The sequence below is a fragment of the Photorhabdus aegyptia genome (assembly GCF_000612035.1).
Taxonomy (GTDB): domain Bacteria; phylum Pseudomonadota; class Gammaproteobacteria; order Enterobacterales; family Enterobacteriaceae; genus Photorhabdus; species Photorhabdus akhurstii.
In genome coordinates, this window is record NZ_JFGV01000058.1 from 1 (window position 1) to 14616 (window position 14616).

At 46.6% G+C, this 14616-nt stretch carries 6 protein-coding genes; all 6 read right to left on the minus strand.

Translation table 11 applies throughout. The features are described 5' to 3' along the window. The coding region (locus tag BA1DRAFT_RS16385) for a two-partner secretion domain-containing protein (protein WP_051560823.1) at nucleotides 1–7569 on the minus strand (7569 nt) is incomplete at its 3' end. After that, a complete protein-coding gene (locus tag BA1DRAFT_RS22215) occupies nucleotides 7521–7880 on the minus strand; it encodes a POTRA domain-containing protein (RefSeq protein WP_072164817.1) in 360 nt (119 codons plus the stop codon). The genes BA1DRAFT_RS16385 and BA1DRAFT_RS22215, both read right to left, overlap by 49 nt. 564 nt (nucleotides 7881–8444) lie before the next feature. Continuing rightward, nucleotides 8445–11321 carry an aminomethyl-transferring glycine dehydrogenase gene (gcvP, locus tag BA1DRAFT_RS16390; protein ID WP_036781283.1) on the minus strand — a complete coding sequence of 959 codons (2877 nt, stop codon included), beginning with the start codon at nucleotides 11319–11321 and terminating at the stop codon, nucleotides 8445–8447. 87 nt (nucleotides 11322–11408) lie between these two features. Then, nucleotides 11409–11801: a glycine cleavage system protein GcvH gene (gene gcvH, locus BA1DRAFT_RS16395; protein ID WP_036781285.1), complete on the minus strand. Its 393-nt coding sequence runs from the start codon at nucleotides 11799–11801 to the stop codon at nucleotides 11409–11411. Nucleotides 11802–11922: 121 nt separating this feature from the next. Beyond that, nucleotides 11923–13017: a glycine cleavage system aminomethyltransferase GcvT gene (gene gcvT, locus BA1DRAFT_RS16400; RefSeq protein ID WP_036781286.1), complete on the minus strand. Its 1095-nt coding sequence runs from the start codon at nucleotides 13015–13017 to the stop codon at nucleotides 11923–11925. Between the two features lie 358 nt (nucleotides 13018–13375). Further along, nucleotides 13376–14608: an FAD-dependent 2-octaprenylphenol hydroxylase gene (ubiI, locus tag BA1DRAFT_RS16405; RefSeq protein ID WP_036781289.1), complete on the minus strand. Its 1233-nt coding sequence runs from the start codon at nucleotides 14606–14608 to the stop codon at nucleotides 13376–13378. Between the last annotated feature and the right edge of the window lie 8 nt (nucleotides 14609–14616).

The following is a 14616-nucleotide window of genomic DNA, read 5'->3' on the forward strand; positions in this document are numbered from 1 at the left end:
TTCCGCATTAATCTGATTACCAATATTACTCAACAATGCGGTTTGCAGATTATCCGTAAAACTGCCGCCGTTAATCGCCGTCCCTATTGTTGAGCTCACCACGGATTGCGCCGCAACACGCTGGGCCACCTGACTCCAATTATTATTACTCAATAAGGGAAGCTGCGCTTTTATCGGATCGACAACGCCTTTTCCCTCCACTAATTTTCCCCAGCCCATCGTGTGGTCTAATCCCCCTAATGCGCCACCCACGGCTATTTGGGTAACAAGGGATTTGATTGAATCGCGCTTCGCTAAGGCTGCCAGTGTCTTGGTGAGATCCCCTTTATTTTCAACTAAGGCCACCGCCGCCTGCGAGGTCAACCCTATCATTCCGCCATAAGCCGCCCCATAAACCGCGCTCGCCGTAGCTCCCGTGGCGCCTGTCGCCCCCACGGCGCCACTTCCCGCCCAAGCCGCCAAACCCGAACCCGCCGTGACCGCCGCGACAGCAATCGCAATCACCGCACCCACCACGGGGTTTAAGCTTTCGCTTTTTTTGTCCCAGCTACTGTAAGCGTCCTTAACCTGATTCCACTGGACATCATTGCGGTTTTGAAGATTTTTCAACCATTCGGTGCCGGGGGTGTTACCCAGTACTCCTAACGCGTCTTCCAGTAACTGCCCCTCTTTTACTTTCACATCCGCATTGATGCCTTTCGCCGCATCCACCGTCAGCGTACCGCCAACATGCACTGACGGGATTATCCAGGTCTCTTCACGATGACCTTTATCGCGCTGTGTAATAAAAAAGCCTTTTGATGTCGTGATGGTCTGCTCAAAATCAATATTGGGCATCGCCTTGAAGTTCACTTTCCCTGTCTGGCTGGTGATTTTCGCGTTTTTACTGGTCTCTATCCGACTCGCTTCCAATGTCACCTCATCTTTTGCCATCAGGTTAATATCACCCCCGGCCGTAAATTCCGTGACTTTGTTGGTCTTCTTGATTTGTACTCGATGTTCTGTTTTAGACCCAAACACTTTACACGACTTTATGGGGCCAAAACCTTTACAGCTTTTCTCTGTTTCTTCCCGCTTATAAACTTCTTCCATCGCTTGCGCATAGAGAAAACCGCCTGTTGCCGCGATATCCATTACACCCTTGGCGATTAATTCCGTCGCCTGGAATAAAATACTGCCTTGGGAGCGAATCGTTAATGCGCCGCCACTATTCAGCCGGCTGGCGTGTTGCGTAAAGCGCTCAATATTCCCCTCGCGGATAAATTCTTGCCGCGATTCAAAACGAACATTTCCACCCGCGGAAAGCCGCATATCATTGCCGGATGTCAAGCTGGCCCCGGATGTCAGCAGGTTGCCTGCCGCAACTAATGTGAGATTTTGGGCCGCGTTGATAGCGCTGGCAGCATAAAGGTACTGTTTATCGCCATCATTAATCGGCGAATATTTCCGGGCAGAGAACAGTAAATCCCGGCCAGCGTTAACCGATACATTTCCTTTAGTCGATGTTAATCTCGCGATACCCGCGATATCTTCCCCCGCACTGAGTTGCAGGTGATCACCCGCGGTAATTTGCGTACCTAATTCAGCGAATTTGTCTAATCCATCTAATTCGGATAAATAAAACAGGCTCTCTGGCGTATTAGGGCGAGAGATATCAATATCACGGCCCGCACTGAGCATGACTTGTTGCCCCGCCCGGATACCAGCTTGCCGCAACATTAAATCATTTCCCGCAAACAGATTAATATTGCCCGCAGCGTTCAATTGGCTTCGACTGGCATTCAGGTTACGACCCGCACTTAATGTCAGGTTTTGTGATTTATCCAACCGGGTACCGGAGAGATCCAGATCGTTGCCTGCTGAAATCCGCAAATGATTATCGGCCGAAATTGAGGCCAATAACTCATGAGACCGATTCCGTCCCATTTGGATGTCGCCTTCACGTACCAGAAGTTCAACATTTTCTCCCTTTAACTCTGCCTGACGGGCGGTGATATCTTTGCCCGCAATTAAGGTCAGATTTTTATTTGCCGCTAATTTAACCCCGTCAGCCTTAATTTCATGACCCGCGTTTAATGTCATATTGTTGGCTTTATCGAACAAAAGATCCTGGATATTCAGTTCGTGATCCGCCAATATCCGCAAATTGTTGCTGGCCGAAATACGCGAACCGTCCCCCCACATCCGAATGTCGCCTTCGCGCGTAAGCAGTTCAATATTTTCTCCTTTCAACCCGACTTGAAATGCCTCAATATCTTTACCCGCAATCAAGGTCAGATTTCTCTTTGCCTCCAGTGTATTTTGGCGGGCATTTATTCCACGTTCAGCGATGACGGACAGATCATTGTCCGCCTTGAAGTATCCCATGCTGATAATTTCACCGGCATGAAGCAGAATATTTTTCGCCGAGATGAACGCAGTTCCGTTGAATTGATTAATAAAATCAGCCACCACATTCAGATCGGCTGAGAGTTTATCGTCCATCCCGCTGTTAAAGTCGTAACCGGTTAAGATGAGATTTTTCTTCGCATGAAACTGGCTTTGGCTGTTATCCAGTTTTGTCGCATTGATATAAGCGTTCATTCCCGCAGCGACGCTGGCATTCCAAGCATTATTTAACGCTTTTGCGCGAATAATAATATCCCCGTTATGGGTTTTCAGCGTCGCTGAAGTGTTGTTAATTTCAGTGCTTAAATTACCGCTCGCGTCTTTTTGCAACCAGAGATGGTTATTTGCCTGAATCAGTCCCTTATTCCAATTGTATAAATGGTCGATAAATAACCGCATGTCACCTTCTGCGATAATCTTACCGGTGTTGTTCAGCGTGTTCGCGGCAAGCGTGATATCTTTGCCTGCCTGTACATGACTCGGTTCCGCCGTTTTAATGCTTTTACTGCTAACGGTTATGTCTGTTTTAGCCTGCACATTTCCTAGCGTCACCTCTCCATCAGCAGTCAAACGGATGTCGCCTTGCGTTGCGGTCAGGTTGGTCAGGTTAACTTCCTTACCCGATTCGGTACTCACCAGACGGATTTTATTAGCATACATTCCCCCCAATGATCCGGTATCAATCGCTTTCCAAGAGGTATCACCCTCGCCTGCAATAGGGACAAGGGTCCCGCGTTTGAAATCAATCCGGTTGGGGCCTTGTGTCAGTGTCAGGTTTTTCGCCTGCACTTTGCCGTTAAGTATCGTGGTCCGGCTGATAATATCGACATCATCCTGCGCCGTCGCATCCAGCCCCTTTTCATCAAAGGTTATGGCGCCTTTTTTCACTTCTAAAGCCGCTAACGCGCCCTCTTTATCAAACACCGGCTTACCCGTCGATAAGGTGACAGCCGGGGTATTGATAAAGCCACAGCCATTACAGGTTATGCCGTTCGGGTTGGCGATGAAGACAGCAGCTTTTTGCCCCACCACTTCCAACAGGCCCTGTAGATTTGAGGCTAAAGTCCCCACCACTTCATTAATAATCAACTCAGCCGATTTACCGTTAAAGTGAGGGTTTGCCCCAATTTGTCCCGCCAGTATGGATTGGGTAGCTTCGGTAGCGTTATTGAGCACCAGCCCGGCAGCCCCAATATTAAATTCCTGATAACGGTTATGTGAAATACCTCGAGAATCAGGCGCCGCAATATGGATAATAGGCAGGTTATTTCTCACGGCAATCCGCGTTCGTTTATCCGCCAGTTGAATCCCGGGTATTCCACCGGCTATTTCTGGGATATTGATGGTCAGTTGGGGGGCATTGCCTAATGCAAGATCAATCAACGCCGAAGTCACCGGGGTATATTTCCCGTCAGCTAAGCGCAACGCGGTACTATATTGGGCGACTGTGGTCGCGCCTTCTGCCGATAATGCTGTCTCCTTCATATTGCTGCCGGCAATCAAGGTTAAATTGTTGCCGGCAGTAACCTTGCCAATATTAATCGAACCACCACTGGTCAGGGTAATATCTTTCCCGGCGGTCAGGGAAATCCCATCCAAATTTATCCCCCATCCAGCGTGAAGATCAATATTCTCATCCGCTACCAAAGGCTGATTAGTATTAACCCAACCATTACCTGCTAAAAAGATATTTTTCGCCCGGTTAATTAGCGTATTTGAAAGCGATATTCCCTGTTCAGACAGAATATGTAATGTATTAACCGCAGAAATAGTAGATGGCGCCTGTGTGCCTGCCGTAGCGGAATTATCTCCTCCAGATGAAACATAAATACCACCACCGCTGGAGATTAAGGTAATGTCATGACCTGAAATATCAGTGCCACGCACCGTAAGACTTTTCTCTGCCTGTAGCTGAACCTTGTTCCCGGCGGTGACATTTCCCCCATTTAAAGACAAGGTTTTCGCTTTAATGGCGATATCACCGTCGGCGCCAATTCGTCCCCAATGCTGCAATGTGTCGGTTGTCAACATCAGATGCTGACCGGCTTGCATATGACTTTGTTTCGCCGTTTCAATGTCTTTACCGTTAACGGTGATATCCGTTTTAGCCTGTACATCCCCCAGAATCACCTTGCCATCCGCCGTCAGACTGATGTCGCCTTGGGTTGCCGTCAGGTTAGTCAGATTGACAGCCTTACCCGGCTCGGTACTCACCAGACGGATTTTATTGGCATACATTCCCCCCAATAACCCGGTATCAATCGCTTTCCAAGGGGTATAACCTTCCTCTGCAATAGGGACAAGGGTCCCGCGTTTGAAATCAATCCGGTTGGGGCCTTGTGTCAATGTCAGGTTTTTCGCCTGTAGTTTACCGTCAAGCTTAGTGGTCCGGCTGATGATATCGATAGAATCTTGCGCCGTCGCATCCAGCCCCTTTTCACCCAAGGTGATGGCGCCTTTTTTTACTTCCAGAGCCGCTAACGCGCCCTCTTTATCAAACACCGGTTTACCGGTCGATAAGGTGACAGCCGGGGTATTAACAAAACTACAGCCATTACAGGTAATGCCGTTCGGGTTGGCAATGAGGATATCGGCTTTTTGCCCTGCGACTTCCAACAGCCCTTGCAAATTTGAGGCTAAGGTCCCCACGACTTCATTAATAATCAGCTCGGCTGATTTACCGTTGAAGTTAAGATTGGCGCCAATTTGCCCCGCCAGTAGAGACTGCGTATCATGGGTCGCGTTATTCAATACCAGTCCCGCAGTGCCAACATTAAATTCATGATAACGGTTATGTGAAACACCACGGGCGTTAGGCGCCGCAATATGAATAATAGGGCGATTGTTTTTCGAGGTGATCCGCGTTTGCTTATCCGCCAGTTTAATTCCCGGTACTTCTCCTTCTACTTCTGAGAAGTTCATTGTCAGTTGAGGAGCATGACTTAACGCACGTGCAATCAGCGCAGAAGTGACTGGCGTATATTTCCCTTCGACTGAATTATATTTTCCTTTAGGTGAATGCAATTCTTTGTTGTTTTTGATAATTGCAGTCACCCCTTTTGCCAATAAAATTGCCTCAGTATCAATAATGTCACCACCGGAATTAAGGGTTAAATTATTGCCGGCAGTGAGGGTACTTTTTATTATCGGGAATTGAAATTGTGGGTAAGACTGTTCGTCTTCCTCGTCATCGGCATTTTCATAATGTTTTTCATAGTCATCTCCATGCTCATTTGAATATTCATAAGGGTCCTCTGCTGTTCTTTTGCTAATATCAAGCGTGCCGCCACTGGTCAGAGTGATATCCTTCCCCGCAGTTAAAGAAATACTTCTCAGATCGACAATCTTTCCTGCATGGATCTCAATATTTTCATCCGCTTGCAATTGGCTAAGCTGGCGCAGACGCTGATTAATTAATTCTTGTTTAGCGCCGTCACTAAGTGGACTCTGTTCATCAATTAAATCACCCGAGGCATAAATCTCAAGTTTATCATTGGTTGCCAAAAAGATATTTTTCGCCCGGTTAATCAGGGTATCTGCAATATCAATAGGACCATCGGCGATAATGCGTAATAGGTTATCAGCAGAAAGCGTGGTTAATACCCTTGTTCCTTCCGGGGTATAGTCGTCCCCAGAGACAACAGACAGCATTCCCCGGCTGGCAAGCAAGGTCACATCATGACCGGAGATATCATAACCATTCACATCAAGGTGTGACTTTCCATCCAACATGACATGGTTCCCGGCTTTTAAATGCCCCTGGCCTAAATAGATCGTTTCCGCGTCAGCGGTTAAGTTTTGTTCTGCCCTCATTGACGCACGATTTACTAAATCTCGGGCAGTGAGAGAAATGTTTTTCCCGGTGATTAACGCCAGATCCGTGGGTTTCTTTCCCTCGTTAAAATGTTCTTTATCAAAATCAAAACGAAATGTATCTTGAAATGTCGCCGTCAGATCCCCACCGGCACTCAGTTTACCGATGATATTCTGCTGACTGTCTTTTATCGCTTTGGTTGAAAAATTTTTACCTGTCAGGGTGAGGTTTTGCGCCGCGCTTAACTCGCCAACATTATTTATCTCGTTAGCAGTGATGCTGTTGTTTTTACCCGCGGTAATAATAGGGTGACTTTGCTTGGTCGGGTTTATGTTATCCAGTTTAGTCGCTTTAATCGCGACATCGCCACCCGCACGGATTTGACCTTGATTGCGCAGTGTCTCGGCAGTCAATCTCAGATGTTGACCCGCTTGTACATGGCTTTGTTCTGCCGTTTCAATGGCTTTACTGTTGATGTTGATATCGGTCTTAGCTTGTACCTCCCCCAAGATAATTTTACCCTCAGCGGTTAAACTGATAGCGTCTTGGGTTGTGGTCAGATTGGTGAGATTAACCCCAACCCCCTTTTCAGTGGCAACCAGCCGGATTTTATTGGCATACATGCCACCTAAGGCTTTGGTATCAACCGCTAATTGCGGTTTTGCCCCTTCTCCGGCGATAGGTTTAACCGTGCCGTCTTTCAAGCTGATACGGTTGGCCCCCTGAGTCAGCGACAGGGTGTTAGCCTGAATTTTTCCATTCAACTCCGCCGCCCGGCTGATGATATCGACATAATCCGTCGTCTTGCCGTCCAGCCCTTTGCCGCCAATGGTAATCTGGCCTTTTTTCACTTCCAGTGCTTCTAGTGCGCCCTGTTGATCAAATTGGGGCTTACCGGTGGTCAGGGTTGCGCCGGTGGTATTAATAAAACCACAACCATCACAGGTAATGCCGTTAGGGTTGGCAATCATCACGTTGGCTTTATTGCCAACAATTTCCAACTGGCCTTGCAGGTCAGAGCGGCCACTGCCGGTGACTTCGTTAATAATCAGTTCCGCCGTTTTGCCTTTCAGGTTAGGGTTCGCGTTAAGTTGCCCTGCCAGTTGCGATTGAGCCGTTTGTGTCGCGTTATTAAGTACGGCTCCCTGAGTGGCGACATTGAATTCTTGATAGGTGTTGTGGGATATGCCCGCATCATTCGGCGTGGCGATATTCACCACCGGCACATTGCCCTGATTTTGTACCTGTGTGCGGTTGTTATCCGGTGTTATACCGACAGCCATAGCCGGGTGCAATGGCTGGATTGCCGTCAGGTAAATTAAAAGATAACTCGTGACCCTGGCCATCGAATTGTGGCGTTTATCCATCGTACTGTCCCTTTTCTTAATTTAAGTGTGGCAAAGTCAGTAATGCTGACTAATAAATTACCCAATGAGGTATTAGTGGTTTTTCGTACCCGTGCGTTGATATCCTGCGAAGTTAACCCTGCGGATAAATAAGGATGCATCGAGTGTTCTTGGTCTGACCGGGACAAACTTTCTGCCCCTGCAAATTCAATCCGGTGAATAGTGTGACAAATAGATCCCAGTGCACCCGATGTTGAAACATGAGTCCATTCGGATATTGCCAGCAGGACAAGCGCTGCCAGACTGCGGTGATAAAGCGATAATCTTTCCATAGAAAATATTGATAATTTGATAGTGACATAATTAAACTATTCTAATGACGAATGATTTATCCGTCTAAATTATCAGTATAAAATGTGATCAGCGCCCGGATTTTTAATCCTGCTAATGGAGAATCTGATATATTAAATGCCAGAAAATCGCGGTAAAGGATGGAGATATTCAATGGTAACGGAGTAGAACACTCTCGTACTACTCGCCGTGTTTCCCTGTTTCAACAGAAGAGGCACTATAGGAAAACTTAATTCATACAGTTTCTGAGGATTGCGAATATCATACAATAATAATAAATTATTGTATTAATAATAGTTTCAATTTTTTATTAATGAAATATCATTACCTATAAAAACTTATTTAAATAAAATATCAATAAAAACATTTTATTAAATAAAAATAGCCATAATGAAAGATACTGTTAAATTAGAAATAACATGTGAAATTTGGAAAAAAAAGGGATTAAATACATAAAATTATTTTATATTTTAATCAGCTTCGCCAGTAAATATAAATAATATCAACACCAGTTATTATACTGGTGTTGACTATTTTATTAGTAATTATTGATAATCACTGACAGGCGCACAGGAACAATGCAGGTTACGATCACCGTAAACATCATCAAGACGTTTAACCGCAGGCCAATATTTATTGACTTTAGTTTCCAGGGTTGGGAAAACCGCGGTTTCACGGCTGTAACTATGGCTCCAGTCAGAAACCAGTTCAGCTTGTACGTGAGGCGCATTAACCAATGGGTTATCTTCTAATGACCACTCGCCTTTTGCCACTTTGCTAATTTCAGCACGAATTGCCAGCATCGCATCCACAAAGCGGTCAATTTCTACTTTGCTTTCTGATTCTGTAGGTTCCACCATTAGCGTACCGGCAACCGGAAATGACATGGTTGGCGCATGGAAGCCGTAGTCAATCAAGCGTTTAGCAATATCCATCTCGCTGATACCAAACTCTTCTTTCAACGGCCGAATATCCAGAATACATTCATGCGCCACATAACCGTTATGACCGGTATACAACACGTCATAATCATTCTTTAAGCGAGCAGCAATATAGTTAGCATTCAAAATCGCCGTCTGGCTTGCCTGTTTCAGCCCTTGCGAACCCATCATACGGATATACATCCAGCTAATAGGCAGAATAGAAGCACTACCAAATGGCGCCGCTGAGACAGCTCTCTGTTCAGTAATGCCATCCATTTGAACTACCGAGTGTCCCGGTAAGAACGGCGCCAAATGAGCTTTTACGCCAATCGGCCCCATTCCTGGACCACCGCCGCCGTGTGGGATACAGAATGTTTTATGCAGGTTGAGGTGTGAAACATCAGCGCCGATAAAACCTGGCGCGGTGATGCCAACCTGCGCGTTCATATTCGCGCCATCAAGGTAAACCTGACCACCATACTGATGAATGATTTCACATACCTGACGGATCGTTTCTTCATATACGCCGTGGGTTGATGGGTAAGTCACCATGATGCAGGAAAGTTCGTCACCGGATTTTTCCGCTTTTTCACGCAGGTCCGCCAGATCAATGTTGCCCTCTTTATCGCAACTGACCACCACCACTGTCATACCTGCCATATGAGCAGAAGCTGGGTTGGTGCCATGCGCAGAACTGGGGATTAAACAGATATGACGATGCCCTTCTCCACGACTTTCGTGGTAACGGCGAATAGCAAGCAGGCCCGCATATTCACCCTGCGCACCGGAGTTTGGTTGCATACAAACGGCATCATAACCTGTCAGTTGCACCAGCCAGTGAGATAATTGGCTGATCATTTGCTGATAACCCTGCGCTTGCTCTGGCGGGCAGAATGGATGCAGTTCGTTAAATTCAGGCCAAGAGATCGGTAACATTTCTGCCGCAGCATTGAGTTTCATGGTGCAAGAACCCAACGGGATCATGGCCTGATTCAGTGCTAAATCCCGGCGCTCAAGACGATGCATATAGCGCATCATATCCGTTTCGCTGTGATAGAGATTGAAATTTGGATGCTGAAGGATTTCATCACTGCGCAACATGGATGCAGGAATGGAGTGACTTTCCGTCATCATCGCTTGATCCAATGCTTCAACATCTAGCTTGTCATCTGTGCCTGTCAGCACAGAGAACAATTTGACCAGATCATCACGGCTGGTAGCCTCGCTCAATGTGATACCCACCGCGCCGTAAATATCGGTACGCAAATTGATTTCAGCTTTGTCTGCCCGGGCCAATACCGCTGCTTTATCAGCGACTTCAACGGTCAGCGTATCAAACCAAGTTTTGTAACGCAGAGTGAACCCGGCTTTCTGTAACCCGGCCGCCAGAATGTCAGTCAGACGATGAATACGGCCCGCAATGCGTTTCAGCCCCTTCGAACCATGATATACCGCATACATCCCGGCGATATTTGCCAACAACACCTGAGCCGTACAGATGTTGGAATTGGCTTTCTCACGACGGATATGTTGCTCACGGGTCTGCATTGCCATGCGTAGCGCGGTATTACCTGCCGCGTCACGGGAAACACCGATAATACGTCCCGGCATGGAACGTTTGAATTCATCACGGCTGGCAAAAAATGCTGCGTGGGGACCGCCATAACCCATTGGCACCCCAAAACGCTGGGCAGAACCAAACACAATGTCAGCCCCTTGTTTACCCGGCGCGGTCAAAAGCACCAACGCCATCAAGTCAGCGGCAACACTGACAATGATTTTGCGCTGTTTCAGTTGTGCGATCAGATCAGCATAATCATGAACTTCACCGGTTGTACCAACCTGTTGTAACAGCACACCAAATACGCCTTCCAGCTCCAAGACTTTTTCTGCTTTATCCACAACCACATCAAAGCCGAAGGTTTCCGCGCGGGTACGAACAACGTCCAATGTTTGAGGATGGATATCATCAGCAACAAAGAAACGGTCAGCATTTTTTAGTTTGCTGGTACGTTTTGCCATCGCCATTGCTTCCGCCGCCGCGGTAGCCTCGTCCAGTAGAGAAGCAGAGGCAATATCCAAACCCGTCAAATCGATCGTCACTTGTTGGAAATTCAACAGTGATTCAAGGCGACCCTGAGAAACTTCTGGTTGATAAGGTGTATAAGCGGTATACCAGCCAGGATTTTCTAATAAATTACGCAAAATAACCGGCGGAAGTACAGCAGGCACATACCCCATGCCAATATAGGATTGGTAACGCTTATTTTGGCTGGCAATCGTTTTCAGTTCAGCTAGTGCTTGCTGTTCAGTCGCGCCACCGCCAACATCGGGTGGCTCTGGTAATGCGATATCACGGGGAACAATTTTCTGTGTTAACTCATCAAGGGAACTTGCTCCCACTGTCGCCAACATCTCTTTTTTCTGTTCGGCGGAAGAGCCAATATGACGGCGGATAAACTCGCCCTGATTCTCGAGTTGGCTTAATGTCTGGATCATTTGTGACTAATTCCTGAAGCTGGCCAGAAATGGCATACAAATAAAAACGCCCTGCTCACAATGTGAAACAGGGCGACGGTAAGCATATTATTCTTCTTCGTCCAGAAGTGCCTGATATCCTTCGGCATCCAGCAAACGCGAAAGTTCACTTTCATCAGAGGCTTTAATACGGAACAGCCAACCTTCGTTATAAGGCTCGCTGTTAACTAATTCGGGCGAGTCATTTAGCGCTTCATTAACGGCAATAATTTCACCACTCAGTGGCGCATAGATATCAGAAGCCGCTTTCACTGATTCAACCACCGCGCAATCATCGCCAAGATTGATTTCACCACCTACTTCCGGCAAATCAACAAAGACCATATCGCCTAGCAGCTCCTGTGCATGCTCGGTAATACCTACCGTGTATTCACCATTGCCTTCTGCACGAACCCACTCATGTGATTGGGCATATCTTAACTCTGCGGGTACATTACTCATTACCATCATCTCCTTCAATCCTAGAACCTACCCCGATTAGGCTATTTTGTGCTGCTGCGCCAATCATGCTTACCGGGATAAATTGCTATTTACTCATCAAGTTATTATTCGATAAAAATGACTATACGAGAGGCTTACCCGCCCGTACAAAGCTAGGTTTGACTACCTGAACCGGCATTTCACGATTGCGAATTTGGACAACCGCCTGTTCACCAATCCCCTGCGGCACTCGGGCAAGGGCAATACTGAATCCTAATGTTGGAGAGAACGTGCCACTGGTAATAACGCCAGAATGTAAGGCGCCCATCTCATCAGTAAAACTAACTATTAAGCCACCACGTAACACACCCTTTTCTCTCATCACCAAGCCAACTAACTGCTCGGCGCCCTCTTCACGCTGTTTTTCTAGCGCTTCACGGCCGATAAACTGGCGATCTTCGGGTTTCCAAGCGATTGTCCAGCCCATGTTAGCCGCAAGGGGAGAAATGGTTTCATCCATTTCCTGCCCATAGAGGTTCATACCGGCTTCAAGCCGCAGCGTATCACGCGCACCTAATCCCGCGGGCTTAACGCCGACACTCAGCAATTTTTGCCAGAAATCCACGGCCTGCTCTTTTGGCAACGCCACTTCATAACCCGCTTCACCGGTATAACCCGTTGTCGCGATAAACAGCTCCCCCGCCTGAACGCCAAAGAAAGGTTTCATTCCGGCAATAGTCTGTTTTTGTTCATCATTCAATAGAGACTCTACTTTTGCCTGAGCCTCAGGCCCCTGAACCGCAATTAATGCCAGATCATCACGAACCTGAACATCAACCGGGTAACTGGCTACATGTTCATTAATCCATGCCAGATCTTTCTCACGGGTCGCAGAATTGACCACCAATCGATAAAAATCATTGCTAAGGTAATAAACAATCAGATCATCAATTACACCGCCAGAAGCATTAAGCATCCCGGTGTATAGGGCTTTGCCCTTTTCTGTCAATTTAGCAATGTCATTTGCCAGCAAATAACGCAGGAAATCACGGCAACCAGTACCATGCAGATCCACAATCGTCATGTGGGAAACATCAAACATACCGGCATGAGTGCGGACAGTATGATGCTCATCCATTTGTGAACCATAATGCAAAGGCATCATCCAGCCATGAAAATCTACCATACGCGCACCACAAGCCAGATGCTGGTCATACAATGGAGTTTGTTTTGCCATTATTTCCCTCTTTTCATTTCCTGCATGAAAACATACCGCGTATTAACCGACAGATACTGTGAATCATGAACAAAAAGCGGCTAAAAAACGCGACGCAAACGATATCTTAAAATGAAAGTTATCACTGAAAACCAAAATGAACCATAAGTAAAAATAGGGTTCAATTCAGTGACCGTCAAAAAACGTGTTATGAGTATGCAGAATTTTCAACTATTAAAATGAGTCATAATACTCAAAATTAACAATTAACTTTAGAAAACACTCATTTTCTGTTACAATCTAACTGAAATATGAATAAAATCACCTATTCATATTTCAGCAAGACATGAGAAATAGTTATCGATAAGCAGAGGCTAAATTAGATTTTTTCAGCCGAATAGGATTTAGAAGAGAGCCAATCCGGTAAGTCATTCAACCCCATTGCCTGACGAAGTAATTTAGGTTTAATTCCCGGTAAATTATCTGCCAGAGATAACCCGATATCCCGCAAAAGTTTTTTCGCCGGATTATTGCCATCAAATAATTGACGAAAACCTTGCATGCCAGCCAGCATCACAGCAGCGCCATGTTTACGTCGACGCTCATAGCGACGCAAATAAAAGTGCTGACCAATATCTTTTCCCTGACCATGCAAACGACGCAATTCACCTATCAGTTCAGCAACATCCATAAAGCCCAAATTCACTCCCTGTCCTGCCAATGGATGAATGGTATGAGCGGCATCGCCCAACAGGGCCAGACGATGAGCCGCAAAATTACGGGCATAGCGACCGGTTAGTGGAATTGTCAGACGTTCACCCATCAATTCACATTGACCAAGGCGCAGATCAAAATCTACCGCCAATTGCTGGTTGAAACGCTGATGATCAAGCTGTTTGTACTGTTCGGCAACTTCACCCGGTAGTGACCAGACGATAGAACACAAATGAGGATCGGCAAGGGGCAAAAACGCCAAAATACCATTACCATAAAAGACCTGACGGGCAACCCGGCCGTGCGGCTCTTCGGTGCGAATAGTGGCTACCAATGCATGATGTTCATAATCCCAAAATGTGAGAGGGATATCAGCATGTTGACGCAACCATGAATGAGCGCCATCAGCACCAACCACTAAACGGGCAGTTAACATGCGACCATCGGATAAAGTCATAAAAGCTTCATTTTCACCCCAGGCAACCTGTTTCAAAGCCGCCGGTGCCAAAATGGTCACATCAGATAAGCTATCTGCTTTTTTCCATAATGTTTCACGAATAACTCGGTTTTCAATGATATGACCAAGATATTCCAACCCATATTCAGCCGCGCTGAACTGAATACGGCCAAAGCTATCCCGCTCCCAAACTTCTATTTCCTGATAAGGACTGGTGCGCATATCCAAGATCTGTTGCCACACACCAAGATGCTGTAATAAACGCTCACTGGCTGCATTAATCGCAGAAACCCGCAAAGCATACTCTTCTCCAGCAATAACGGGATGAGTAGGCGGATAGCTCTCCACTACAGCCACCCGCAAGCCACTGCCTTGTAAGCCACAGGCAAGCGCTAAACCAACCATACCGCCACCAGCGATAACCACGTCAAATGATTGCATAATATAAC